This window comes from Cupriavidus sp. SK-4 (genome assembly GCF_000611125.1).
GTDB lineage: Bacteria > Pseudomonadota > Gammaproteobacteria > Burkholderiales > Burkholderiaceae > Cupriavidus > Cupriavidus necator.
On record NZ_JFJW01000062.1, the window covers coordinates 1 to 24,271 of the forward strand.

General features: G+C 67.4%; 21 protein-coding genes and 1 pseudogene. 5 read left to right on the top strand and 17 right to left on the bottom strand.

Going from position 1 to position 24,271, the window contains the following annotated elements; genetic code table 11:
- The first annotated feature begins 207 nt into the window (after window positions 1–207).
- On the top strand, window positions 208–1,179 hold the full coding sequence (locus CF68_RS12890) for a tripartite tricarboxylate transporter substrate binding protein (RefSeq protein ID WP_035819306.1): 972 nt from the start codon (window positions 208–210) through the stop codon (window positions 1,177–1,179).
- Between the two features lie 4 nt (window positions 1,180–1,183).
- On the opposite strand, the gene CF68_RS12895 is transcribed toward CF68_RS12890, so the two are convergent.
- From CF68_RS12895 to CF68_RS12905, 3 genes are all read right to left on the bottom strand, one after another.
- Window positions 1,184–2,089 carry a LysR substrate-binding domain-containing protein gene (locus tag CF68_RS12895; RefSeq protein WP_035819308.1) on the bottom strand — a complete coding sequence of 302 codons (906 nt, stop codon included), beginning with the start codon at window positions 2,087–2,089 and terminating at the stop codon, window positions 1,184–1,186.
- 84 nt (window positions 2,090–2,173) lie between these two features.
- Window positions 2,174–3,412, bottom strand: coding sequence for an amidohydrolase family protein (locus CF68_RS12900; RefSeq protein WP_035819314.1), 1,239 nt, complete (start codon window positions 3,410–3,412; stop codon window positions 2,174–2,176).
- A 1-nt stretch (window position 3,413) separates the two neighbouring features.
- Window positions 3,414–4,739 carry an MFS transporter gene (locus CF68_RS12905; protein ID WP_035819316.1) on the bottom strand — a complete coding sequence of 442 codons (1,326 nt, stop codon included), beginning with the start codon at window positions 4,737–4,739 and terminating at the stop codon, window positions 3,414–3,416.
- Window positions 4,740–5,186: 447 nt separating this feature from the next.
- Here CF68_RS12905 and CF68_RS12910 point away from each other — a divergent pair, with 447 nt between their 5' ends.
- Complete coding sequence (locus CF68_RS12910; RefSeq protein ID WP_035819322.1) at window positions 5,187–5,900, top strand: hypothetical protein; 714 nt, start codon at window positions 5,187–5,189, stop codon at window positions 5,898–5,900.
- A gap of 42 nt (window positions 5,901–5,942) precedes the next feature.
- On the opposite strand, the gene CF68_RS12915 is transcribed toward CF68_RS12910, so the two are convergent.
- From CF68_RS12915 to CF68_RS12965, 11 genes are all read right to left on the bottom strand, one after another.
- Entirely contained in the window at window positions 5,943–6,308 is a 366-nt protein-coding gene (locus CF68_RS12915; protein ID WP_112776617.1) for a helix-turn-helix domain-containing protein, read from the bottom strand.
- Window positions 6,309–6,662: a DUF6516 family protein gene (locus CF68_RS12920; RefSeq protein WP_035819324.1), complete on the bottom strand. Its 354-nt coding sequence runs from the start codon at window positions 6,660–6,662 to the stop codon at window positions 6,309–6,311.
- Between the two features lie 252 nt (window positions 6,663–6,914).
- On the bottom strand, window positions 6,915–7,847 hold the full coding sequence (locus CF68_RS12925) for a carbohydrate kinase (protein WP_035819327.1): 933 nt from the start codon (window positions 7,845–7,847) through the stop codon (window positions 6,915–6,917).
- A 28-nt stretch (window positions 7,848–7,875) separates the two neighbouring features.
- Window positions 7,876–9,510 carry a glucose-6-phosphate isomerase gene (pgi, locus tag CF68_RS12930; protein WP_035819330.1) on the bottom strand — a complete coding sequence of 545 codons (1,635 nt, stop codon included), beginning with the start codon at window positions 9,508–9,510 and terminating at the stop codon, window positions 7,876–7,878.
- A 17-nt stretch (window positions 9,511–9,527) separates the two neighbouring features.
- Complete coding sequence (gene zwf, locus CF68_RS12935; RefSeq protein WP_051591519.1) at window positions 9,528–11,024, bottom strand: glucose-6-phosphate dehydrogenase; 1,497 nt, start codon at window positions 11,022–11,024, stop codon at window positions 9,528–9,530.
- A 44-nt stretch (window positions 11,025–11,068) separates the two neighbouring features.
- Complete coding sequence (locus CF68_RS12940; protein WP_035819356.1) at window positions 11,069–11,989, bottom strand: ABC transporter substrate-binding protein; 921 nt, start codon at window positions 11,987–11,989, stop codon at window positions 11,069–11,071.
- 90 nt (window positions 11,990–12,079) lie between these two features.
- Window positions 12,080–13,111, bottom strand: a complete 1,032-nt coding sequence (locus tag CF68_RS12945) for a ribose ABC transporter permease (RefSeq protein WP_035819335.1) — start codon at window positions 13,109–13,111, stop codon at window positions 12,080–12,082.
- A 79-nt stretch (window positions 13,112–13,190) separates the two neighbouring features.
- Window positions 13,191–14,753, bottom strand: coding sequence for a sugar ABC transporter ATP-binding protein (locus CF68_RS12950; protein WP_035819337.1), 1,563 nt, complete (start codon window positions 14,751–14,753; stop codon window positions 13,191–13,193).
- A gap of 19 nt (window positions 14,754–14,772) precedes the next feature.
- Complete coding sequence (locus CF68_RS12955) at window positions 14,773–16,041, bottom strand: ROK family protein (protein WP_035819338.1); 1,269 nt, start codon at window positions 16,039–16,041, stop codon at window positions 14,773–14,775.
- Window positions 16,042–16,243: 202 nt separating this feature from the next.
- Window positions 16,244–16,573 (bottom strand): hypothetical protein, encoded by a 330-nt coding sequence (locus tag CF68_RS38295; RefSeq protein WP_235205758.1) that lies wholly within the window; start codon window positions 16,571–16,573, stop codon window positions 16,244–16,246.
- A gap of 817 nt (window positions 16,574–17,390) precedes the next feature.
- Complete coding sequence (locus tag CF68_RS12965) at window positions 17,391–18,230, bottom strand: penicillin-binding transpeptidase domain-containing protein (RefSeq protein WP_035819340.1); 840 nt, start codon at window positions 18,228–18,230, stop codon at window positions 17,391–17,393.
- Between the two features lie 149 nt (window positions 18,231–18,379).
- Here CF68_RS12965 and CF68_RS12970 point away from each other — a divergent pair, with 149 nt between their 5' ends.
- The gene (locus CF68_RS12970) at window positions 18,380–20,020 is read left to right on the top strand and encodes a hypothetical protein (RefSeq protein ID WP_035819343.1); all 1,641 of its coding nucleotides are present in this window, start codon (window positions 18,380–18,382) and stop codon (window positions 20,018–20,020) included.
- A gap of 115 nt (window positions 20,021–20,135) precedes the next feature.
- On the opposite strand, the gene CF68_RS12975 is transcribed toward CF68_RS12970, so the two are convergent.
- A complete protein-coding gene (locus CF68_RS12975; RefSeq protein WP_035819345.1) occupies window positions 20,136–20,435 on the bottom strand; it encodes a zf-TFIIB domain-containing protein in 300 nt (99 codons plus the stop codon).
- A 160-nt stretch (window positions 20,436–20,595) separates the two neighbouring features.
- Here CF68_RS12975 and CF68_RS12980 point away from each other — a divergent pair, with 160 nt between their 5' ends.
- Entirely contained in the window at window positions 20,596–21,189 is a 594-nt protein-coding gene (locus tag CF68_RS12980) for a M23 family metallopeptidase (protein ID WP_035819347.1), read from the top strand.
- 31 nt (window positions 21,190–21,220) lie between these two features.
- Here the strand turns inward: CF68_RS12980 and CF68_RS12985 are convergent, their stop codons facing one another.
- Both CF68_RS12985 and CF68_RS12990 read right to left on the bottom strand, forming a co-directional pair.
- Window positions 21,221–22,552, bottom strand: a complete 1,332-nt coding sequence (locus CF68_RS12985; RefSeq protein WP_035819349.1) for a nucleobase:cation symporter-2 family protein — start codon at window positions 22,550–22,552, stop codon at window positions 21,221–21,223.
- A 313-nt stretch (window positions 22,553–22,865) separates the two neighbouring features.
- Window positions 22,866–23,462, bottom strand: a pseudogene (locus CF68_RS12990) (TonB-dependent receptor domain-containing protein); the annotation flags it as partial.
- A gap of 85 nt (window positions 23,463–23,547) precedes the next feature.
- On the opposite strand from CF68_RS12990, the gene CF68_RS12995 reads away from it, so the two are divergent.
- Window positions 23,548–24,271 (top strand): RNA-guided endonuclease TnpB family protein (locus CF68_RS12995; protein ID WP_035819359.1); only part of this gene is annotated, 724 nt, incomplete at its 3' end.

Below are 24,271 nucleotides of genomic sequence, written 5' to 3' on the forward strand. Positions count from 1 at the left end.
GTGTTGGCCGCGTTCTTCGCCTGCACTTCCGCTGGGGTCAGCACCGGCAGCGTCACGGTTGGGGCACCTGTCCGCACATACCCTCGGTTGACGGGGTAATTTATATGCGTAAAATATAATTCACAAATATGAATAAAGGTAGGTGCTAGCCATTGGCTGGCCATGCCGGTGCCGGCTTCCGACAACCGCCGTCCAGGAGACAACCCGATGAAACCGAACTCGCGCCGCCGCCTGATGCTGTGCGCCGCCGTGCTGGGCGCGATGCCCGCGCTGGCCTGGAGTGACACCTATCCAAGCAAGCCCATCCGCATGGTGGTGCCGTTTGCGCCAGGCGGGGCCACCGACGTGGTGGCGCGGCTGATTTCGCAGAAGTTGGGCGAAGCGCTCAAGCAGTCGGTGGTGGTGGAAAACCGCCCCGGCGCCAACGGCATCATCGGCACGGACATCGTGGCGCGCGCGGCGCCGGACGGCTACACACTGCTGCTGAACAGCGCCGGGGCGCAGACCCTCAGCCCGGTGCTGTACAAGGCGGGCTATGAGCCGCTGAAGAGCTTTGCGCCGATCTCGCAGATCAGCAATATCGGCTTCGTGATGGTGGTCCATCCGTCGGTGCCGGCCAAGACCGTGCAGGAGTTCGTGGCGCTGGCCAAGTCCAAGACCAAGCCGCTGAGCCTGTCGGCCGGCAGCAGCATGATCGAGCTGATCGGCGCCACCTTCAAGTCCGCGGCGGGCACGCCGGACGTCGTCAGCGTGTCTTACCGCGGCACCGGGCCGCAGATGCAGGCGGTGGTGGCGGGCGAGGTCGACATGACCATCGACCCGTTCAACGGCATGGCGATGATCAAGGCCGGCAAGCTGCGCCCGCTGGCGGTGTTCGCGTCCAAGCGCTCGCCCGCGCTGCCGGATGTGCCGACCATGCATGAGGCCGGCTATGACGGCATGGCCTTCAATTCCTGGGCAGGGCTGCTGGCACCGGCCGGAACGCCCAAGGAGATCGTCACGCGGCTGAACCAGGAAGTGAACCGCATCCTGGCGCAGCCCGAGATCAAGCAGCGCCTGGCAGCGATCGACTATGAGGTGGTGGGCGGCACGCCGGAGCAGTTCGCCGCGACCATTGCCGAGGATGCGGCGCGGTGGGTCAAGATCGTCAAGGATACGAACTACAAGGCGGGATCGTGACGACTCAGGCTGGTGCAGGCGTCGCCTGCCGCACCAGCCAGCTGCGGAACGCGCGTGCCGCGGCCGGTTCCATCCGGTCGCGCGGCCACACCGCGTAGTAGCCGCCGCCCAGGCTGGCGCTGGCCTCGCTGGCGCGCACCAGCAGGCCTTCGCGCAGGCAGGCGTCGATCATATGGCGCCAGCCCAGCACGATGCCCTGGCCTTCCATGGCCAGCTGCAGCAGGATCGGGTACTGGTTGGAGGTCAGCACGTTGCGCAGCGTGGCGTCGGGCAGGCCCTGGTTGGCCAGCCAGGTCTGCCAGGACATCCACTGGCGCTGGCCGTCGTCGAGCATCAGCAGCGTTTCATTGGCCAGCGCGGCCGGGGCCAGCGTGCGGCCGTTCAGATAGCCCGGCGCGCACACCGGGAACACTTCCTCGCCATACAGCCGTCGCGCCGCCAGTCCGGGCGGCGGGCCCTCGCGCAGGTAGTACATGCCGATATCGAACTCCGCCGGCGACAGTGACGCCAGGCTGTCGTTGACAGTCAGGCGCAGCTGGATCTCGGGGTGTGCCTCGCGGAACGAGGCCAGCCGCGGCGTCAGCCACAGCACCGCCACGCCGCTGGAGCACGCCACCGTCAAGGCGGTATGGCTGCGCACCTTCATCACGTCTTCGGTCGCTTCGGCGCAGCCCACCAGCAGGCGCTGCACCACCTCGGCATAGCGCTGGCCGCTGACGGTCAGGCGCAGCGCGCGCGGTTCGCGGATAAAGAGCTTGCGCCCAAGAAAGTCTTCCAGCTGGGCCACCTGGCGGCTGATCGCGCTTTGCGTCAGGTGCAGTTCGGCGGCGGCGCGGGTGAAGCTGCCGTGGCGCATCGCGGCTTCAAACGCGACCAGGTTGGGCAGGGGCGGGAGCGGGGAAATGCGCATGGGGGCTTCCGGTCAGAGAAGCCGCCATGATAGACCGCCGGCGCATCCAGATGGAGGCCAGCGGGAGGGGCGCGCCGCCCGGGTTCAGGCGGCGCGGCGGTGGATGCGGCCGGCCTGCATCACCACGCTCAGGCGCTCGCCCTGGCCGGCGATCAGGCCGATATCGGCCAGCGGGTTGCCGTCGACCAGCAGCAGGTCGGCCAGCGCGCCGGCGCGCACGGTGCCAAGCTCGCCTTCGCGCTGCAGGATGGCGGCGGCGATCGAGGTGGCCGAGCGGATCGCTTCCAGGTTGCCGAGCAGCTCGGCGCGGATGCGGAACTCTTCGGCCTGGTGGTCGTGCATCTCGCCCAGCAGGTCCGAGCCATAACCCATCGGCACGCCGGCATCGGCATAGATGCGCAGCGAGTCGCGGCCGGCCTGGCGCACGGTCTCGATCTTGGCTGCCGAGTCGGCCGGCAGGCCCAGGCGGGCGCCGTCGCGCGCGAGCGCGTCATAGGTGACCAGCGTCGGCACCACGAAGGAGCCATGCTTGCGCATCTCGTCGGCGGCGGCGCGGTCGACCAGGTTGCCGTGCTCGATGGTGCGCACGCCGCAGCGCACCGCGCGCGTGATGGCGCGGCCGGTGTAGGCGTGGGCCATCACATAGGTCTGCGCGGCTTCGGCTTCGGCCACGATCGCGCGGATCTCGTCTTCGCTGTACTGGGTGTTGCCGATCGGGTCGGTGGGCGAGGCCACGCCGCCCGAGGCCATGATCTTGATCTGGCTGGCGCCCTTCTGGATTTCTTCGCGCACGGCCAGACGCACCGCATCGACGCCATCCACCACGCGTGCGATGGCGCCGGCGCGGAAGGCGCACGAACAGGGCTCCAGCACATCCGAGCGCGGGCGGAAATCACCATGGCCGCCGGTCTGCGACAGCGCCTTGCCCGACGCAAAGATGCGCGGGCCCGGCACCAGCCCGGTGGCAACCGCCTGCGACAGGCCCCAGTCGGCGCCGCCGGCATCGCGCACGGTGGTGAAGCCGCGCTCCAGCATGCGCTGCATGATCGGCAGCGCGCGGATCGCCACCAGCACGTTGGGCTGCACCGCGTTCAGGCCGAGATTGGCCAGCGAGGCCAGCACGTGCACATGGCAGTCGATCAGGCCGGGCATCACGGTCTTGCCGCGCGCGTCGATGCGCTGTGCGTTGGGGGCATCGATGGCCGGGCCGACCGCGGCAATGCGCTCGCCTTCAACCAGCACGTCGTGGCCGCGCAGCAGCTCGCCCGTGCCGGGTTCGAGCACATCGCCGCCGTGGAAAAGGATCTGGGGACTCTGGGACATGTCAGCGTTGTTGCAGGTAGGAAGGTTCGCGCACGAAGCGGGTGCCGACCAGGCTGATGGCGGCGGCGATCATCACGTAGATGGCCGGGGCCATGCTGCTGCCGGTGGTGGCGATCAGCCAGGTGATGATGAACGAGGCAAAGCCGCCGAAGATTGTCACCGCGAAGTTGTAGGCCACCGACAGGCCGGTCGACAGCACGCGCGCCGGGAACAGTTCGGAGAACGCCGCCAGGATCGGGCCGGTATAGGTGGCGATCAGCACGCCGAACACCAGCTGGAATACCAGCAGCGAAGCCAGGCCGGGCGCATGGTTGATATACGCGAACATCGGCCACGCCAGCACCAGGATCAGCAGCGCCGAGCCGCTCAGCAGCACGCGCCGGCCGATGCGGTCTGCCAGCAGGCCCACCAGCGGCGCGAACACCATGATGGCGCTGCCGCCCGCCATGCCGGCGATAAAGCCATCGGCCTGCGGCACCTTCAACACCTTGACCGCGTAGGTCGGCATGTAGAACAGCAGCACATAGGTGCACACCGTCCACAGGATCACCATCGAGAAGCTGGCCAGGGTCTCGCGCGGGTAGGCCTGCACGATTTCCTTCAGCGGTGAATCGGCGCGCTCGGTGTTGTCGCGGAAGGTCGGGGTTTCATCCAGGTGGTGGCGGATGTAGTAGCCCACCGGGCCGATCACGATGCCCAGCAGGAACGGCAGGCGCCAGCCCCAGCTGTTGAGCGCCTCGGTGCTCAGCGAACTGGTGACGAAGGTGCCCACCGCCGCGCCCAGCAGCACGGCCACGCCGATGCTGGCCTGGATCCAGCTGGAGTAGTAGGCACGCTGGCGCGTTGGTGCATATTCGGTCAGGAAGGCGGTGGCGCCACCCATCTCGCCGCCGGCGGAGAAGCCCTGCATCAGGCGCGCGACCACGATCAGCAGCGGGGCAAGGATGCCGACCTGGTCATAGGTCGGCGCAATGCCGATCAGCGTGGTGCCCAGCGCCATCAGCAGGATGGTCAGCGACAGCGCCGCCTTGCGGCCCACGCGGTCGGCGTAGATGCCCAGCACGATGCCGCCCACCGGGCGCATGAAGAAGCCCACGCCGAAGGTGGCCACGGCCAGCAGCAGCGAGCTGAGATCGTCGCCGGTCGGGAAGAACAGCCTGGCGATGATGACCGCGAAGAAGCTGTAGACGGTGAAATCGAACCACTCCAGGCCATTGCCGATCACCGTGGCGATGATGGCGCGGCGGCGCTGGCTGGGCTGGATGGCGGGCGCCGCTGGCGCTGCCGGTGTGTAGGGTGCGCTCGTCGGCGCAGCACTGTTTGGCATCGTTGTTCCTCCTCTGTGGCAGCTGCCGGGGGGCAAGGGCCGGTGTCGTCTCAAGCCGGCCTGGCAGATGGTGCAGCCGATGTTAGGAGAAGGCGGGGCGCAGACGGTAGCGATATCTCCGCATGAATGCATGCGCGTGGCGCATGGCTCGGGTTGACCGCGCCGCCGGCCTGCCGTTACACTGCGCCCCGTTCTTACCAGCGGAGTTATCCGTGGACAGTTGTCCCAGTCATTCTCGCGGAAGGGATGTTTCCCGGGCCGCCGGGGTGCGCTGAGCCACTGCAGTCTTTCGCTGCAGTGCCGTCGTCGCGTCCTGCAATGTCCCCCGCGGCCAGGTGCAAGCCTGCGCCCGCCGGTGCCGATCCTCCCTTCCTGTCCTTCAATGTCTTGTCATGGCCTGCGCGTATCGTTGGCGGCCATGTGGCGGTATTTGTCAGGAGGGTTGCCATGGTGTGGCACCAGTTTTTCGTGCGTCTGGCCGCAGTGGCCATCGTGGCCGCGGCCTGCCGGCCGGCGCTTGCGGCCCGGCCGCTGATCACCGACGATGCCCGCATTGTCGATCCCAAGTCCTGCCAGCTGGAATCGTGGATGCAGTTCCAATCCGGCGGCAATGAGCTGTGGGCGCTGCCGGGCTGCAATCCCACCGGCAACCTGGAGCTGACGCTGGGCGGGTCGCTGCAGCGGATCGATGGCGGGCTGGATGCCACCAATGTGCAGTTCCAGGCCAAGACGCTGCTGAAGCCGCTGGAGACCAACGGTTATGGCATTGCGCTGTCCGGTGGCCTGATCCATCATCCCAATGCCGAGCAACGCAAGCTGTTCGGCAACCTGTATGTCAACGTGCCGGTGTCGGTCTCGTTTGCCGACGACCGCTTCGTCGCGCATCTGAACGTGGGCGCCAACCGCGACACCGAGAACAAGCAGACGCGCATGACATGGGGTGTAGGCACGGAGACGGAACTGCACCCGCGCGTGTTCCTGATCGCCGAGACCTTCGGCGAGAACCGCGGCAAGCCGTCGTTCCAGGCGGGATTCCGTTTCTGGGTGGTGCAGGACCGCGTGCAGGTCGATACCACCTACGGCAACGTGTTCGGCGGCGGTACCGGCGCGCGCTTCTTTACGATCGGGCTGCGGCTGCTGTCGCCGGCATTCCTGCCGTAGCGGCAAGCGCGCCGGCCATGCAGCCAACCATGTCAGCGGACGTTAGTGAAAAGCAAGCTCAAGCTCCACGCCGCTGTAGTCAACGCGCGGAGCAAGCCTGCGGCGTGGCCCTTGTTCGAAGTGAATCAAGCCGTAGCCCTCCATCGTGCGGAGTGTCCGCGACAGGTTCGACACGGCGCGTCCGGTTTTCTGCGATAGCTCTTCGAGCGATTCAGGATTCGTTTCCGCGATCAGTGCAAGCAATTGGCGATTGGCAGGGGACAGGACCTTTGCCAGCACGTCCAGCGATTGAAACCAGACCTTGGGCTCATCCTTTCCGGGCTTGAGTTTGCCGCGGGCGATCGCCATGGTGCGGGCCTTGAAGTCTTCCAGTGAGGCGATGCCAATCTTGAGGTTGCCGCTCATCATTCACTCCTTTTGCTGCAGGATCTTGTCGACCTCTGTCCAGAAATCTTCCAGCAACGTGGAAGCATCCTGGTAGTCGTAGAATCGAACGCCCGTCGTCATGTGCTGGTGGTCGTATTCAATGCGCGTCCGCACTCCTGGCCCGGACCCCTCATTGATGCCGTGCGCATTGTCAAAGCCAAGCAAACGGCGGCCAATCCTGTCATGCAGGGTCAGCGAATACCTCAGTCCGTGAGGGCGTTCCTGCGAGACAGGGCAGGTGCGCACCACGATTTTCACCCAATGCAAGCTTTCGTCATCTATGACGAAGCGGAGCCCATCCAGGTCCAACAGTGTGTCGAGGCTACGGTCGCGCATAGGTATGCTATCACAGTGTGATAAGTATGGCGAGCCCGACCGCTTGCATGGTTTCGTACGTCCATAGGGGCGCCCGAATAACGTTGCCTGTGGCAAGGCTCGACTGGCTAGCACATCACTTTGCCACCGATAATGTAGCGAGGAGGTTACTTTCTCGAAACCTGGCGCATACTCAGAGCTTTCCCAAAGGGCCTTCCTTGCTGGCCCCGGCTTTCCCGTTGCTGATCGCTTGCGGCTCCTGTCGCCGGCCGTTCAGGCAGCCAGCAATGCTTCCACTTCCTCGCGCCGCGGCGGATACGCGCCGGCCCGGGTCGCAGCAATGGCCGCCGCGGCGGCAGCCAGCCGCGCCTGTGCGGCAAGGTCGCCCGCCCCGCCGGACAGCACGCCGGCCATCCAGCCGCCCATCGCCGCATCGCCACAGCCGACGGTGTCGGCCACATCAACTGCAAGCGCGGGCTGCTCGACGACAATACTGCCCTTGAGCAACGTCATGCCATGCGCGCCGCGCGTCAGCATGACGGTTGCATCGGGCGCCATGGCGCGTACTTGTGCCAGTGCTGCGTCGGTATCGAGCGTGGGAAAGAGCCCGGCCAGGTCTTCGTCGGAGATCTTGACGTAGCTGGCCAGCCGCAGCACGTGTGCGAGGACGTTGGCGTAGCCCGGTGCGCGCATCAGGTCCCGGAAGTTGGGGTCGAAGGCAATGTGCTTGCCCGCCGTTGCGGCCAGCGTGGCTTCTTCACACAGCCGTGCCGCCAGCGGCTGGCGCACCAGGCTGATGGAGCCGAAGTGGATCACCTCTGCCGCCTGGCGCCAGCCCTCTGGCAAGCGCGCCGGATCGAAATGCAGGTCCGCGCTGTCGTCCCCGACAAAGAAGTACTGCGGCGGATGGCGCGAGGCCACAAAGGCCAGGAACGGCGAGCGCGCCACCCGCTGCAGGAAGCGGCTGGCCCGGCNCAGGAAGCGGCTGTCCAGGCCGGCGTCAGCGCTGGCCCGCGCCAGGTCATCGCCGAACAGGTCCTGGCTGACTGCGCCCGCAAAGGCGGTCGCAATGCCCAGCCGGGCGCCCACGCGCGCCACGTTCCAGCATGAGCCGCCGGGAAGGCCCAGCCAGCTGCCGTCGGCCTGGCGGACCATGTCGGTCAGGGCTTCGCCGAACACGACATAGCGGGGAAGGGGCGTGGACATCGGAGTCTCCTGTGTTGTCTGTTGCGGGTTAGCCTGCGGCCATTGCCCGCACTGCCTGGGCGCGGCGAATCAGTGCGGCCGTCGACGCATCATGCGCGGCGGCTCCGGCCGTGCCTTCCAGCTCGCGCTGGATCGGCGCGGCCAGCTTCTTGCCGAGTTCCACGCCCCACTGGTCAAACGAATTGATCTGCCACAGCGCACCCTGCACGAAGGTGCGGTGTTCCGACAGCGCCAGCAGCGCGCCCAGGTGGTACGGGTCCAGCCGCTGCAGCAGCAGCGTATTGCTGGGACGGTTGCCCTCGAATACCAGGTGCGGCACCAGCGCTTCGTCGCGCACGCCCTCGGCGCGCACTTCGTCGGCGGTGCGCCCGCGCAGCAGCGCTTCGCCCTGTGCAAAGCAGTTGGCCAGCAGCTTGGTATGGTGGCCGGGCAAATCGCTCACGGGTTCCAGCGTGGCGATGAAGTCTACCGGAACCAGTTGCGAGCCCTGGTGCATCATCTGGAAGTAGGCGTGCTGGCCGTTGGTGCCGGTCGTGCCCCACACCACCGCGGCCGAGCCCGCATCGAGCGCGCCGCCGTCAAGCCGTACGGACTTGCCGTTGCTTTCCATTTCCAGTTGCTGCAGGAAGGCCGGCAGCAGCTCCAGCGGCTCGCAGTAGGGCGCCACGCAGCGGCTGCCGGCACCGAGGAAGCTGCGGTACCAGACGTCGAGCAGGCCCAGGATCATCGGCAGGTTGCGCTCGGGCGGTGCGCTGGCGAAATGCAGGTCCATCGCGCGCGCGCCGTCCAGCAGTTGCCGGAAGCGCTCGAAGCCGATGGCCACGGCGATCGACAACCCCACCGCGGACCACAGCGAGAAGCGTCCGCCCACCCAGTCCCAGAACGGGAACATATTGGCCGGGTCGATGCCGAATTCTGCCACCGCATCGCGGTTGGTCGACACGGCCACGAAATGCCGCGCCAGCCCGGCACGGGTCACGCCTTGCTGCAGGAACCAGTCGCGCGCGGTGCAGGCGTTGGCCATGGTCTCCAGCGTGGTGAAGGTCTTGGAGCAGACGATCACCAGCGTGGTGGCGGCATCCAGCCCGGACAGCGTGCGTGCCAGATCGCTGCCGTCGACATTGGCGACAAAGTGCATGCGCGGGCCAGTGGTCTGTGCATCGCCCAGCGCGCGGCAGACCATGCGCGGGCCCAGGTCCGAGCCGCCGATGCCGATATTGACGATGTCGGTGATCGCGCGGCCATCGAACCCGGTCCAGGCGCCACTGCGCACCGCGCCGGCAAAGCCCTCGATCTGTGCCAGCACCGCGGCCACGTCTGCGCCCACGGGTACGCCGAGCGCGCGATAGCCATCCTCCGGATAGGCGCGCAGCGCGATATGCAGTGCGGCGCGGTGCTCGGTGGTGTTGACCGGTTCGCCGCCGAACATGGCGTCGCGCCGCTCGGCCACGCGCGCCTGGCCAGCCAGGGTGAACAGCAACGCCAGCGTTTCATCGGTGATGCGGTTCTTGGCGTAGTCCAGCGTCAGGCCGCAGGCTTCGGCGGTGAAGCGCTCGGCGCGCAGCGGGCCGCGCGCGCCGTCGAACCAGTCACGCATATGGGTGCCGCGCAGGGTGTCGGCGTGCGCGCGCAGGGCTGGCCAGGCAGGTAGGGAAGTGGTCATCTCAGATACTCCGTGGGCTACATCTCTTCATGCCAGGCCATGCCGTCTCGCGACAGCAGCGCGCTGGAGGCCGCCGGGCCCCAGGTGCCAGCGGTGTAAGGCTTGGGCGGCGTGGGCGAGTTCTCCCACGTCTTCAGGATGGGAGCGACCCAGCGCCACGCCTGCACCTGCTCGTCGCGCCGCACGAACAGGCCCAGCCGGCCGCGGATCACGTCGAGCAGCAGGCGCTCGTACGCGCCCACGCGCCGAACACGTGGGGCGGCGGTGTTCAGCTGCAGGTCGAGCGACGCGGGAATCAGCGCCTGCGTGTCGCCCGGCTGCTTGGTCAGGAAGTACAGCCGGATGCTTTCCTCGGGCTGCAGCGTGATCACCAGCCGGTTGCCGGACATGACTCCCAGCGGATGCGGGAACAGCGGGTAGGGCACATCGTGGAAATGGATCACGATCTCCGCCACGCGCGACTGCATGCGCTTGCCGGTGCGCAGGTAGAACGGCACCCCGGCCCAGCGCCAGTTGGCGATCTCGGCGCGGATGGCGACGAAGGTCTCGATGCGGCTGTCGGGTGCGATGCCGGGCTCACTGGCATACCCGGGCACCGGGTCGCCGCCCGCGGCGCCACGGGCGTACTGCCCGCGCACTACCTTCTCGGCAACGTCTTCGGGCCGGATCGGCCGCAGCGCCTTCAGGATCTTGAGTTTCTCATCGCGGATGGCGTCTTCCGACAGGCTCGTGGGCGGCTCCATCGCGACCATGCACAGCAGCTGCAGCAGGTGGTTCTGCACCATGTCGCGCAGCGCGCCGATGCCGTCGTAGAAGTTGCCGCGGCGCTCCACGCCCAGTTCTTCGGCGATGGTGATCTGCACCTGCCGCACCCATTCGCGCCGCCACAGCGGCTCGAACAGTACGTTGCCAAAGCGCACCGCCATCAGGTTCTGCACTGACTCCTTGCCCAGGTAGTGGTCGATCCGGTAGATCTGGTCCTCGGCAAAGTGCCGCGCCACTTCGGCGTTGATGGCCTCGGATGAGGCCAGGTCGTGCCCTAGCGGCTTTTCCAGCACGATGCGGCTGCGCTGTCCGGTCAGGCCCACGCGCGCCAGTTGCTCGCAGATGGTCACGAACAGGTGCGGGGCCGTAGCCAGGTAGAACACCACCACCGGCGCCGCGCGCGCATTGACCAGCTCGGCCAGCGCATCGAAGCCGGCATCTGCGTTGGCATCCACCTGCAGATACAGGATGCGGTCGAGAAAGCCCTGCCACGCTGCGGCCGCGGCGTTGCCCGCCAGCGCTGGCAGCACTTCGTCGTCGAGCATCGCCAGGTAGGCGTCATGCGACAGCGGCTGGCTGCCCAGTGCCAGGATGCGCCCGCGCGGATGCAGCGAGCCCGCAGCGTGGGCATCGAACAGCGCCGGCAGCAGCTTGCGCCGCGCCAGGTCGCCGGTGGCGCCGAACAATACAAAGTCGAACTCCGGGGCAGGTTCAGGTGCCGGAGCGCCGGCAGGGTGGCTAGCCATCATGGATCAGAAAATAGAGAAAAGAGTGGAGGGACCGGCCATGCCGCTTACCGCGGCGCGGCCCAGCCCTTGTACTGGCCGACATTGGCGCGCGTCACCAGCGTGGACGGCAGCAGCACGGTCGGGTTGGGCGGGCGCTGGCCGTTCATCATGCCCACGCCCAGCTGCACCGCGGTGCGGGCAATGGCCCACGGGTCCTGGCTGGCCGAGGCCTGCACCAGCGTGTCGGCCTTGAGCGCCGCTTCGATGTCAGGCGCGCCGTCGACCGAGGCAATCACGATGCCGCGGCGGTTGAGCTGGCGCGCGGCCAGGTCCGCGCCCACGGCCTGCGGGTCGTTGATGGTGAAGACCGCATCCACCTTGGGAAAGCGCGTCAGGTACAGCTGCATCACGTTCAGCCCGCCTTCGCGGGAGCCCTTGGCATCCTGGTCGTCGGACAGGATGCGGATATCGGGGTGGCGCGCCAGCACGGTCTTGCAGCCCTTGACCCGGTCCAGCACTGCCGACACCGGCGGGCCGTTCTGGATGATGACGTTGCCGCGGCCCTTGAGCCGGTCGGCGATAAAGCCGCAGGCGAGTTCGCCGGCCTGGGTGTTGTCGGTCTGCACGGTGGCATCGGCGCCGGCGGCGGCCACATCGACCGCCACCACCACGATGCCGGCCTTGCGCGCCTTGCGTACCGCCGGCTCGATGGCGCGGGCGTCGGCGGCGTTGATCAGGATCAGGTCGACGCCGGCGACGATAAAGCTGTCGATGTGCATGAACTGCTTGTTCAGGTCGTAGTCGGCCGACAGCACGGTGACCTTTGCCTTCGGGTTGACCTGCAGGGCGGCGGCTTCGGCGCCGCGGGCCAGTGCAACGAAGTAGGGATTTCCCAGCGAGCCCAGCGTCACGCCGACTTTCTTGAGCGGGCGTTGCGCAGCCTGTGCGCCTGAGGCCGGTGCGGATTGCGCGGGCGTCTGTGCCATGGCTGGCACCGCGCACAGCGCTGCCAGCACGCCGGCGGCCAGGGCCTTGAGGATGGGTTGGATCACAATGTCTCTCCTGTCCGGCGCTTGTCAGGTACGGGCCGAGCCCTTCTGGCGATAGCGGTCGAGCGCGACCGCGCCGATGATCACCAGGCCCTTGATGATGTATTGCCAGATATCCGACACGCCCAGCAGGATCAGCCCGTTGGACAGCACCGCGATGATCAGCGCACCCACCAGCGTGCCGGCAATCGACCCGACCCCGCCGACAAAGCTGGTGCCGCCCAGGATCACCGCGGCGATCGCATCCAGCTCATAGGACTGTCCCAGCTGCAGCCCGTTGGCCGCATACAGCCGCGACGCCGACATCACGCCGCCCAGCCCCGACAGCAGGCCCGACACTGCATAGACGAACAGCAGCACCACCCACACCTTGATGCCCGACAGGCGCGCCGCCTCGGCATTGCCGCCGACCGCGTAGATCTGCAGCCCCAGCACCGTGCGGCGCAGCACCAGCCACGACACCGCGACCACCGCAACGGCGATCACCACCAGCCAGGGGATACCCAGCAGGTCGCCGTTGCCGATAAAGGCGAACGGGATATCCGGGTTGTAGACCGTGCTGTCGTTGCCGACCAGCCGCGCCAGCCCGCGCACCGCGGTCAGGCTGCCCAGCGTCACGATGAACGGCGGCAGCTTCATGAAGGCGATCAGCGCGCCGTTGACCAGTCCGAACAGCAGCCCGCACAGCAGCGCTGCCGGCACGCTCAGCGCCGCCAGTTGCGGCATCAGCGAGACCAGCATCGCCACCACGGCAGACACCGACAGGATCGATCCCACCGACAGGTCGATGCCGCCGGTCAGGATCACGAAGGTCATGCCCGCGGCCAGCACCAGGTTGATCGACGCCTGCTGGGCGATGATCGACAGGTTCTGCAGGCTGGCGAAGTTCTCGGTCAGCAGGGTGAAGCCGAAGCAGAGCAGCACCAGCACCGGCAGCATGCCGAGCGCGCGCAGGCGTTCCTGCGTGGTGGCGCGTCCGGTGGCGCGCGCGAGCGGCGCGGAAGCCTGGGCGGTGGCGCCATGGGCCGCATGTGCCGCGGATGAGAGGGGATTGCGCATAAGTGTCTCCTGATGCTGCGGGGCGGCATGCCGCCCCGGTGCGGCCGTTCTTTGCCGGCCTGTACGTGAATTCAGCGGTTCAATGCAGGACCGGGGGCTGTTGCTCGCCGGCGCCGGTCGCCAGCGCAATGATCTGTTCCTGCATGGCGGCGGCATCGGCGCAGCCCGGCACTTCGCCGGCCAGCACGCCTGCGCGCATCACCAGCACGCGGTCGCACAGGCCGACCACCTCGGGCAGTTCGCTGGAAATCATCAGCACCGCCACGCCGGAGCGCGCCAGCTCATTGATGAGCCGGTAGATCTCGGCCTTGGCGCCGATATCCACGCCGCGCGTGGGCTCGTCCAGGATCAGCACGCGCGGCCGGGTTTCCAGCAGCCGCGACAGCATCACCTTCTGCTGGTTTCCGCCGGACAGCGATCCCACGTTGACCTGCGGGTGCGCCACGCGGATGCCGAGCGAGCGGATCGCCGCTGCCGTGCGCTGGCGCGCGCTGGCGCGGTTCAGGCGCCCGCCGCGCAGCGCGTCGCGCGCGGCCACGATCAGGTTGATGTTCTCGTGCACGCTCTGGTCCAGGAACAGGCCCTGCAGCTTGCGGTCTTCGGTCAGGTAGGCAATGCCGGCATCGATCGCCTGGCGCGGGCCGGTGACGGCCAGCGGCGTGCCGGCCACGAACACGGCGCCATCGGCGCGGGCATCGGCGCCGAAGACCAGCCGAGCCAGCTCGGTGCGCCCGGCGCCCACCAGCCCGGCCAGGCCCAGCACCTCGCCGGCGCGCAGGTCGAAGCTGCAGCCGCGCACGCGCCGGCCATCGGACATATTGCGCACCGACAGCATGATCTCGCCCGGCGCGGTCTGGCCATGGGTCTTGGTGTAGAAGCCGGACAGGTCGCGCCCGACCATCATCTTGACCAGCGCCGCCTGCGTCAGAACCTCACGCGTGAGCGTGCCGACAAAGCAGCCGTCGCGCAGCACGGTGACGCGGTCGGCCAGCTCATCGATCTCCGCCATGCGGTGGCTGATGTAGATGATGGCCATGCCTTCGGCGCGCAGCTGGCGGATCAGCGCGAACAGGCGGTCGGTCTCGCGCGTGGACAGCGGCGTGGTGGGCTCGTCCATCACCAGGATGCGGGTCTCGAAATGCACCGCGCGCGCGATCTCCACCAGCTGGCGCTGCGCGATCGACAGCGCATGCACTGGCGTCTGCGGCGTGAAGTCCGCGCCCAGCCGGGCCAGTGTGGCCTCGCAGGCGCGCGCCATGGCGGCGCGGTCGACCATGCCGCGGTGGTGCAGGTGGCGGCCCAGGTAGATGTTCTCGGCCACGCTCAGGTTGGGCGCCAGGCTCAGCTCCTGGTAGATCACGGCCACGCCGTGGGCGCGCGCCGTGGCGGGGCCGTCGATGGCCACCGGCTCGCCGGCGATGCGGCACTCGCCGCCCGGGTCGGCGATGTAGGCGCCGGACAGGATCTTCATCAGCGTGGATTTGCCCGCGCCGTTTTCGCCCATCAGGGCATGGACTTCGCCGGCGTAGACGGTCAGCTCCATGTTGCTGAGCGCCTTCACCCCGGGGAAGGTCTTGGAGATATTGCGCAGTTCAAGCAGCGGGGCGGGGCCCGCATGGCCGCCATGCAGGTGCGCTGGCATGGGCGAGGTGTGCGGTGCTTCAGACAATGGCATGGCTGGCCTCCGGAACGATGGCAGACGCACCCCGTAGCAGCTCGGCGCGTGGCGAGAAGTTCATGAACATTGGCAGCGACGCGGCGCCCACCGCGCCCGCGTTGGCGCCAAAGCAGCCGCGCACCACGGTGGCGGGCGCGCGGGCCTCGGGGGCGCTTTCATCCAGCGCCTGCTGCAGGCGCGCGATCAGCGTGGCGACCAGGCCGCCGTCGATATCGGCATCGAAGATCACCAGCGGCACGTCGAGCACGGCGAGGGCGGACTGCAGCGCAGGTGCCAGCGCATCGACGCAGTCGGCAATCCATTCCTCCACCGCGGGGTGGCCCAGCTCGACCTGGCGCTGCAGGTCGGCATGGCCGTTGACCACGACGCCGTGGTGGCGCAGGTGGCGGGTCAACGCGTTGAGGGACGCGCGCGAGATCAGGATGTCGCGCCGCTTGCCGTTGCCGGTGGCAACCGGCGCGGAGGGCAGGGTGCTGGGCGGCACCGGCATCATCGCGATATCGCCGGCATTGCCGGAGACACCGCGCACGCAGTCGCCATTGAGCACCACGCCGCCGCCGATGGCGGGGCCAAGGAAGACATAGAGGAAATGCTGGGCATGGTGGCGCCCGTAGAACAGCTCGGCCACCGCGGCGGCGGTGCCGTCGTTCTCGCCGAAGACCGGCAAGCCGGTGGCGGCGTTGAGCATTGCCGGGAAGTCAGCCTGGTCCCAGGCGCGGAAGCTTGCCTGGAAGGCTTCGCCCTGCACGTCCAGCTCGCGCAGCCAGGCTCCCAGGTTATAGGGCTGCGCCACGCCGATGCCCAGCAGGCGCTTCTGTTCGGCGGGGGTGAGCAGGGCGCGCAGCTCGGCAATATCGTGCCGCACCATTTCCAGCGCCTGGTCGGGGTGGGGCAGGACCAGCTGGTGGGCGCGGCTGGCCAGGATATGGCCGGCAAAGTCCACCATCACCACCTCGATGCTGCCGCGGTCCAGCCGCACGCCAATGCCGAAGGCGCCCTTGGGCTGCAGCCGGATCAGGCTGGCGGGCTGGCCACGCTGGCCTTCCGTGCGGCGCCCGGACTGCTCGACCAGGCCTTCCTCGGACAGGGTCTGCACGATGCTGCCCACCGCGGTATTGGTCAGTTGCGCCATGCGCGCCAGGTCAGCCTTGGAGGCCTCGCCGGCACGGCGCAGCGCCAGCAGCAGCGCGCGTTCGTTGTACAGGCGCAGGCTGGCGGAATTTACGCCACGGCCCGCTTTGGATGCGGTCATCTTGTCTCCGTCCGTTATTAATTAATTCACGTTGAATTAAATGATATGGGAGCGCAGAACTCAACCGCGGGGAAACCCGGAGGGCGGATGCGCCGCCTGGGTCTCAGGTGATGGGAAAGGCACTGCCGTGGCTCGGAAGGCGGAAGATAGCGGCGGTCCGCCCGCAGGGGGACCGCCCGGGGGCATCGCCGGGGAGCGGGGCTTATTGTTTGGACATCTGCATGGTGAAATACCCGCCGGTCCCGGTGCTGCCGGCCATCACCAGCGTGCGCACATAGCGCGTGCTGCTGTTCCCGATGATGCTGCCGTTGGCCGGCATCAGGCGGATCGCGGCAAAGCCGTTGTGCGGCACGCCGGTCGACAGCGCGCAACCGGTGCTGCCCGGCTGCGTGGAGTTTTCGGCAACGATCCTGACCGCATACAGGTTCTTTGCCGATCCAGGGGTGGCAAGCGTTGCCGTGCCTCGCAAGTCGCAGATGCGGGCGCCGCTGGTATAGGTACCGGTGACGTTGCCCGCGTCGTCGATCTGCATGGCAAAGCCGCCTTGCTTCCAGTTGCCGGCGATGGCAGCCGTGGTCCACGGCTAGCGCGTTGGACGGACCATAGGTACCGGACAGCGCATCGCTAGTGTTGCCTGGCGTGGCGACGAAATTGCCTTCAAAGCGCTGGCCCGGGGTAATGGTGCCGGCCCCGGTGGTCGGGTAGGCATAGCCGGTTTCGTACAGCGTGCCGGGGCCCAGCGTCCAGGTCGAACCAGAGAACTGGAACGCGCCTCCCAGCACGCCCGTCAGTCTCGCGTGCGCGAACTTCCCGCTGTTGTCGACCAGCGTGGCGTTCATGAGGCCGACCCAGAGACCTTCGCTGCCATTGCCTACCGCTGCCGTCGAGCCCGGTTGCGGTGTGCTCAGGCTCGGCAGCAGCTCGCCAGTGGGCGCAGGTTGCGGTGCTGGATCAGGCTTTGGCGCAGGTGCCGGTGCCGGATTGTTTTGAGACGGTGGCGTTGGTGCCGCCGGTGTGGTCGTTGCATCGTCCCCGCCGCCGCCACAGGCGGTCAGCAGCGCGATGGCCGACAGCAGGGCTGCCGGCATTGCTATTTTTCTCATTGGATTTCACCTCCGGATTGTGGGAACGGTCTTGCTGTCCCCGTTGCATACAGGCGCCGGCGGATCCCACTACGGAATGGTTGCGTCGGGCGACGCGATGGGAAATGCCGACCGGCCAAAGCTATCGATCCGGGGTCGACAGGTAAATCAGACGGATCTGAAATACGGAGGAGAAATTGCCTGGGTGAAGTGTTTGAGGGCGGTGACTGCAGGCGGCCGCACATCCCGCGGCCGCCTTCGGCAGCGTCAATCCGGCAACGCCCCCGCCTGCCGCAGCGCCGCGCGCGCAATCTCCATGCGTGCCTTGGCGTGTTCGGGCCGCACCATGTCGAGATTGAGCGCAAACAGGAAGTCGTCGTCGCCACGCTCGACCCAGCCCACCAGCCAGCCCACCGCCGGCTTGGCCGAATCGGCCCAGCCGGTCTTGGCGTGCAGGGTGTAGCCGGCGGTGCGCTCCATCACCGTGATGTCGCCCACGGCCTTGAAGGTGGTTGGCGAGAACGGCAGCGTGCGTTGCACCACGCCCTTCAGGAAGTCGATCTGCTGGTAGGCGGAGATCTGCAGCGTGCCGTTCAGCCAGAAGCGGTCGACCTGGCCGGAACTGTTGGCATTGCCATAGTGCGATGCGGTCAGGTAACGCTGGTAGGCCGCGCTGCCAACCCGCCGCGCCAGCGCCTGGTAGGCCGGCACGCAGGAGTTGGGGAAGGCGACGCGCAGCGGCACGTCAGCGTTGCAGGCGTCGGGAAGGATGGCCTTGCCGCCGACCAGCCAGACCTTGCCGTCCCATGGCAGCTTGTCATGGTCGACGTCGGCCACGGCGCCGCTCTCCAGGCCGATCATCGAGTTCAGGATCTTGAAGGTCGACGCCGGCGAGTACTGCGTGGCCGCACGCGGCTTGTTGTAGGTCAGCATGCGGTCGCGCCGCAGGTCGTAGATCACCATGGTGCCAGTGGTATCGGCCTGGCGGAACAGCGCCGCGGCATCCAGCGGGACTTCTTTCGGTGCCGCCAGGGCGGGCAGGTTGGTGGCAAGCAGGCCGAAGCCGATCGCCATCGGTGTCAGCAAACGAGCAAGATGTTTGTTCATGGTTTTGCAGAGGAGTTGAGGATGGCAATCCGGGCCCGGACCGTGGTGCGCAGCATAGGAGAGCGCCCAGGTAACGCCAACCGCTCTGGCTGTAACTTGCGTAACATGACGGGCGCCGCCAGCGTTTTCACTCGATCCCTGACAGCCTGATGCCAGCCACGCCTGCCCCGATCCGTATCGACGTGTCGGCCCCGTACCGGGTCGACGGCCAACCCGCGCGCTACCAGTCGGTCTGGCTGCTGGCGCGCATCTGGCATGCGCATCGCACCGGGGAGGGCGGAGTCACCGCGGCAGTGGTGCGCAGCGCCTTCCCGACGGCGGCCAACCTGCGCATGCTGGCGTCGCGTGCGTTTGCGGACTTTGCGCGCTGGCAGGTGGCGGTCGGATGGGGGGCTGACCGCCAGCGCGATCCCGCCGCGGCCAATCCGGCGCAGCGCAGCCGCGGGCCGTTCTGGATCACGGCAGCGAGCGCGCGGCGCCTGCGCTTTGTGGCGGACGGGCGCACGCTGGGCCCGGCCGCGCTGGCCCGCCGCCTTGGCTTTCCCACGGGGCCGAACGCGGTGCCGGCGGGCCAGCCGGACGGCGTCGGCTACGTGATGCGCGACATGGCGTTCTGGAGCGAACTGACCCAGGCCATGCGCGGCGCGCAGGACGGCCACGCGGGCATGCACGGCTCAGCCGTGGCCGAATCCTTCCGCGCGGCAGGCCGCAGTGCCGGCGACGGTTTCCAGCAAGCGCTGTCGTTGCTCAAGGAAAGCCTGGCGTGGCGGCGCTGCGGCCGCCTCGATCAGAGCCGGGCGGCGCTCAGGCGTGTCGACCGCCTGGTGCAGGCGGCCGAGGCCGGCGCGGCGACGCCCGCGTTCTCAGCGATGGCGCATATCGTGCGGGCCTGGGAACGCTATACCCGCGGCGACAGCGACGGCGCGCGTGCCGGCCTGGAAGGGCTGCAGTCCGATCCGGAACTGCGCCTGGTGGTGCGCTACAACCCGCGCGTGCGCTTTGAAGTGCTGAACCTCGAAGCGCTGCTGCACAAGGCCGATGCCATGCGCGGCGGGCATGCCGGCACGACGCAGGCCGCGCAGCTGGCGCTGGATACCTTCGCCGGCGCGCTGCAGGCCGCCTACGAGGCCGATTCCGTCGACGCCGTGCAGCATGCCGCGGCCAATATCGGCCTGTGCCTGTGGCTGTTCTGGCAGCACAGCCTGGTCGATGCTGCGCGCACCTTGTCCGCCAGCGCGGTGCAGCGGCAGGCGATGCGCTGGCTGGGCTTGTCGGAGTGGATCTGCGACCGGTTCGGCGTAGGCGGCGGCACGGCGTGGAATGCGATCTTCCTGCTGCGCATCGCACGCGGCAGCTGCGGGCCCGATACCCCGCCGTCCGACCGTCCAGCCAGGGCCAACGACAGCATGGCCGCGTTCCGCCGCCAGCGCCCGCTGTCCGTTGCCGACGCCGTCGACGCACTGCGGCCGTTCCACGCGCCGTTCGCGCCGGCCAAGGGCTTCGTGCGCTGGTCGGCCGTGGCTGCGTTCGCACTGGAAGACCATGACGCCGGCCACGTCAGGCTGGGGCCGTTGCAGCTGGCCAACCTGTTGCTTGAATCGGCCTGGTATCTCACCCACGAGCAAGGCGCTACCGCAATCGCGTGTGCCGCGGTGGAGCGGCTGGCCGCCCAGCTGCCGGCGCTGCGGCCGGCCGAGCGTGCCTTCTTCACTGCCGAACTGCGCGCGTTGCCGCCAGAGTTGCGCGATGCTGCCGCGGAAGCGTCACGGCGCAGGCGCAAGGCGGCGTGACGGCAGCGTGCTAGGCCCCGGTTGTGCCGGTCCGGTTTGCGCGGGACAGCGCGATAGCGGCCGGCAACAAAAAAGGGCGACCTTGCGTCGCCCCTTGCTCACTGGCAAGCCAGAGTCAGTCGAACAGCTCGTGCCAGATGCTCTTCTTCTTATAGTGCTTCTGCTCGCGCTCATAGTACCGGTCGCGGTCGCCATGGCCGCGCTGGTATTCCTGTCGCGGGGGCGGGGTTTGCTGCGGCATTTGCTGCATCGGCGCCGCCTGCTGTGCCGGGGCGGTTGCCACGGAGCGCTCAAGGATCTTGTCGAGTTCGCCACGGTCCAGCCAGATACCGCGGCATTTCGGGCAGTAATCGATTTCGATGCCCTGGCGTTCAGACATCACGAGTTGCGTTTGCGGACACACCGGACAATCCATTGCTTCTCCTCATTGCAGTGAAAACAGTCAGGGTATGACCGGCGCCAGCCCGTATGGTTCGACCGGAAAATGCTTGCGGAAGTGGTGCCGGGGGCGCTTGGCATGGAGCGCAGGCCCGCCTGACGGGGAATTTTGCGCGCCTGCCTGCCGTCGAAGGCATATGCATGCCTCCCCTCTGTCTTCCCGTCCCCGCGCTTTCGCCGGCCTGATCTGGCTGGTGGTGAGCATCGGCCTGATCTGGCTCGCCTGGCCCTGGTTGCGGCCGCCGCTCGAACGCGCGATCTACGCGGCCCGGCTCTCGGTCCGCCCCGCGCCGGTGTCATTGCCGGTGCCGGTCGAGGGCATTGTCTCGGGGGCGCTGCGCGATACCTGGCACGGCGCGCGCTCCGGCGGGCGCAAGCATGAGGGCATCGATATCTTTGCGCCGCGCGGCCGCCCGGTGGTGTCGGCTACCGAGGGCATTGTCACGCGCGTGGGCACCAACAAGCTGGGCGGGAAGGTGGTGTGGGTGATGGGGCCCGGGCCCCAGTTGCATTACTACGCCCATCTTGACGACTACGCCGGCGTGCGTGCCGGCGACGTGATTGTGCCAGGCACGGTGCTGGGCTATGTCGGCACAACCGGCAATGCGCGGGGCACGCCGCCCCACCTGCACTATGGCGTCTACACCGCGGGCGGGGCGATCAATCCCTACCCGCTGCTGAAGGCGCCCGCGCCAGGGGGCGGGGCGGCTGTGCGAGGCGGCGCACGCTAGCGCGGCCGCCGCGGGTTTCAAGGCAGGCCGCTCAGGCAGCCTCGCCGATGGTGCCGTGGCCGGCTTCTTCGGCCGGTTCGTCCTTGCCGCCGGGCAGCAGCAGGTTGAGGATCACCGCCGACAGCGAGCCCACCGTGATGCCGGAGCCAAACACTTCATGGACGAAGGCAGGCAGCTTCGACAGCAGTTCCGGGCGGAACGTCACCGCCAGGCCGCAGCCGATCGACACGGCCACGATCAGGGTATTGCGCTGCGTGAACTTGACTGTGCTGAGCATCTGGATCCCGCCGGACACGATCATCGCGAACATCATCAGGCCGGCGCCGCCCAGCACTGGCTGCGGAATCGTCACCACCAGCGCGCCCAGCACCGGGAACAGCCCCGCCAGCAACAGCATGACGCCGGTCAGCGCGACCACATGGCGGCTGGCCACGCCGGTCAGCGAAACCACGCCGACATTCTGCGCAAAGGTGGACAGCGGCGGGCTCGACACCAGTGCCGCAAAGGCCGAGCCAAAGCCATCGCACAGAATGCCGCGCGACAGGCATTTGCCGGAAATCGGCCGCTGCGTGGCCGCGCCCAGAGCCATGAACGTCCCCGTGGATTCGACGATGGTCACCAGGTAAGCGATCGACATGGCGACGATGCCGGAGATTGGGAACGACATCCCGAAGTGCAGCGGCTGCGGCACCGCGATAATCGGTGCCTGGTGAAACTGCGTGAAGTCGACCAGGCCCAGTGCCAGGCAAAGCAGGTAGCCACCGGCAATGCCGACCACGATCGCCGAGGCCGACAGCATGCCCTTGCCCCACTGCACCACCGCGACCACCAGCGCCAGCACCCCGACGGCAATCGCCAGGTTGCCGGGCGCGCCATAGCGGCTGCTGCCCTGGCCGCCTGCGGCCCAGTCGATGGCCACCGGAATCAGCGACAGGCCGATCATGGTGACCACCACGCTGGTGACGGTATGCGGAAACAGCTTGCGGATCGCCGGCATGAAGAAGCTGCCCAGGATCATCACCAGCGAGCCCGCCAGCGCCGAGCCCAGGATGCCGGCCACGCCGTGTTCGACGCCCACGCTGATGGCTGCGCCGACAAAGGCGAAGCTGGTGCCCATCACGCATGGCATGCGGATGCCCACCGGGCCAATGCCCTTGCACTGGATGATGGTGACGATGCCCGAGCCAAGCAGGGCGGCGTTCACCAGCGCAATGACCTGGTCCGGCGGCAGCTTCAGGGCACCGCCAATGACCAGCGGCACCGCAATGATGCCGCCCAGGGCGGCCAGCAGATGCTGGAGCGCAAGCAAAAACGTCGTCAGCCGAGGGGGGCGGTCTTCCACCTTGAACAGCAAGGGTGCCATTCATGTCTCCTGTTGTCTGGCCGGATATGTTTCCGGACTGTCTTGTTCTTCTGGCGCCGGGGGAGGGGCTGCCCCCGGGCCCTGTCATTGCGCGCTGACGGGCAGGCGGAGGCCGCCTGCCGCGAGCGTGGCCTGGATCAGATTCCAGGCTGCAACCGGGGAGCAAGAATAGCAGGGATAAGCACTCCGTGATACAAAAATTGCATACAATTTGTATCAACTCCCTTGCGCGGGAGGATAAGGACCGGAGGAGGAGTGGAATGAAAAAATGCCGGACGGCGATGGTCCCAGCCATCGCCGTCCGGCGGCAGCCTTACCAACGGTGCTGGTACATCGCGGTCAGCGTGATGCCCGCAGCCGGCAGGCGGCTGGTGTTATTGCTGTTGCGCATCAGCTGGCTGTACAACGGGTAGTAGTAGCGGTTGAACAGGTTCTCGATCCCCACCGTGATCGTGTCCTTCTTGCTGACCTGGTAGCGGCTGATCAGGTCGACGGTAGTGTAGCTGCTGACCTCGCGCCGCCCGAAGCTGTTCTGGTCGTTGAGCCGGTAGTCGCGGCCGCCGTAGTAGGTCACCTGCAGGCGGTTGCTCCATGTGCTGATCGGCTGGTACTGGACGTAGGCGGTCAGCTTCAGCGGCGGGATGCGATAGCCCGTCATGTTCTGGAAGCTGCTGCTGCCTTGCGGCTGCTCGCGGCCGTTGATCCAGGTGAACGTGCCGCCGGCGCCCCAGGTCTCGCTGTCGCTCAGGTAGTCGGCGGAAGCCTCAACGCCTGCGATGCGCTCCTTGGTCCGGGCCAGGATCAGGCCGTTGTTGTTGAAGCTCTGCACGTCGCCAAGCTGCGAGGTGGTGTAGAACAGCGCCAGACTCGCCAGCGTATTGCCGAACGCGCCGCGCCAGCCGATTTCAGACTTGCTCCGAGAAACCCCGACCTTCAGGGCGGGGAGTGAAAGGAGTGCTGCCGGCAGCAAGCAATCCCAAATTAGAATGACCGGCATGCTTCTTGTCTATCGCTACCGGGTGAAGTCGCTGAACGGCCTGCTCAATCAGCAGAGCCGCGCGGTGAACTACGTCTGGAACTTCTGCAATGACACACAGAAGCACGCGCTGAAATGGGGCAAGAGATGGCCCACGGGCTTCGATCTGAACGTGCTGACCACCGGCAGCAGCAAGGAACTCGGCATCCATTCGGGCATCATCAACGCGGTTTGCTTACAGTACGCTAAGTCGCGTAGCCAGCACCACCGGCCGTACCTGCGCTATCGCGGCCGCAAGTCCCTCGGCTGGGTGCCCCTCAAGGGGCGAGATCTCAAGCGTTCGGGCGATGCGTTCCGTTTTGCCGGCAATACGTTTCGCGTGTTCAACTCCAGGCCCCTTCCCGAAGGCAAGATCAAGGACGGCACGAATTTCTCCCGCGACGCGCGAGGCAACTGGTTCCTGAACATCGTGATTGAAGTTGCCGACACCCAGGCCCGGTCCCCGGCACGCGGCGTTGGCATTGATCTGGGCTTGAAGGACATTGCCACGCTGTCCACCGGCGAGAAGATCGGGAATCCGCGTCACCTTGGCCGACTCGAGCAAGCGCTGGCCAAAGCGCAGCGAGCGCGCAAGCGGCGACAGGCCACGAACCTTCACGCCCGCATCACCAACGCAAGACGTGACTTCCTGCACAAGCTCTCGCGTCGCATTGTGCGGGACTTCGACTACATCGCGGTGGGGA

Excerpts from the sequence above, each read along its gene's own strand:
- CF68_RS12940 (WP_035819356.1), bottom strand. The coding sequence starts at position 11,989 with ATGGCACAGACGCCCGCGCAATCCGCACCGGCCTCAGGCGCACAGGCT.
- CF68_RS12980 (WP_035819347.1), top strand. The coding sequence starts at position 20,596 with ATGCATGCCTCCCCTCTGTCTTCCCGTCCCCGCGCTTTCGCCGGCCTG.
- pgi (WP_035819330.1), bottom strand. The coding sequence starts at position 9,510 with ATGACCACTTCCCTACCTGCCTGGCCAGCCCTGCGCGCGCACGCCGAC.
- CF68_RS12950 (WP_035819337.1), bottom strand. The coding sequence starts at position 14,753 with ATGCCAGCGCACCTGCATGGCGGCCATGCGGGCCCCGCCCCGCTGCTT.
- CF68_RS12905 (WP_035819316.1), bottom strand. The coding sequence starts at position 4,739 with ATGCCAAACAGTGCTGCGCCGACGAGCGCACCCTACACACCGGCAGCG.
- CF68_RS12965 (WP_035819340.1), bottom strand. The coding sequence starts at position 18,230 with ATGAACAAACATCTTGCTCGTTTGCTGACACCGATGGCGATCGGCTTC.
- CF68_RS12890 (WP_035819306.1), top strand. The coding sequence starts at position 208 with ATGAAACCGAACTCGCGCCGCCGCCTGATGCTGTGCGCCGCCGTGCTG.
- CF68_RS12915 (WP_112776617.1), bottom strand. The coding sequence starts at position 6,308 with ATGATGAGCGGCAACCTCAAGATTGGCATCGCCTCACTGGAAGACTTC.
- CF68_RS12970 (WP_035819343.1), top strand. The coding sequence starts at position 18,380 with ATGCCAGCCACGCCTGCCCCGATCCGTATCGACGTGTCGGCCCCGTAC.
- CF68_RS12975 (WP_035819345.1), bottom strand. The coding sequence starts at position 20,435 with ATGGATTGTCCGGTGTGTCCGCAAACGCAACTCGTGATGTCTGAACGC.
- CF68_RS12900 (WP_035819314.1), bottom strand. The coding sequence starts at position 3,412 with ATGTCCCAGAGTCCCCAGATCCTTTTCCACGGCGGCGATGTGCTCGAA.
- zwf (WP_051591519.1), bottom strand. The coding sequence starts at position 11,024 with ATGATGGCTAGCCACCCTGCCGGCGCTCCGGCACCTGAACCTGCCCCG.
- CF68_RS12985 (WP_035819349.1), bottom strand. The coding sequence starts at position 22,552 with ATGGCACCCTTGCTGTTCAAGGTGGAAGACCGCCCCCCTCGGCTGACG.
- CF68_RS12945 (WP_035819335.1), bottom strand. The coding sequence starts at position 13,111 with ATGCGCAATCCCCTCTCATCCGCGGCACATGCGGCCCATGGCGCCACC.
- CF68_RS12910 (WP_035819322.1), top strand. The coding sequence starts at position 5,187 with ATGGTGTGGCACCAGTTTTTCGTGCGTCTGGCCGCAGTGGCCATCGTG.
- CF68_RS12920 (WP_035819324.1), bottom strand. The coding sequence starts at position 6,662 with ATGCGCGACCGTAGCCTCGACACACTGTTGGACCTGGATGGGCTCCGC.
- CF68_RS38295 (WP_235205758.1), bottom strand. The coding sequence starts at position 16,573 with ATGCAGATCGACGACGCGGGCAACGTCACCGGTACCTATACCAGCGGC.
- CF68_RS12955 (WP_035819338.1), bottom strand. The coding sequence starts at position 16,041 with ATGACCGCATCCAAAGCGGGCCGTGGCGTAAATTCCGCCAGCCTGCGC.
- CF68_RS12895 (WP_035819308.1), bottom strand. The coding sequence starts at position 2,089 with ATGCGCATTTCCCCGCTCCCGCCCCTGCCCAACCTGGTCGCGTTTGAA.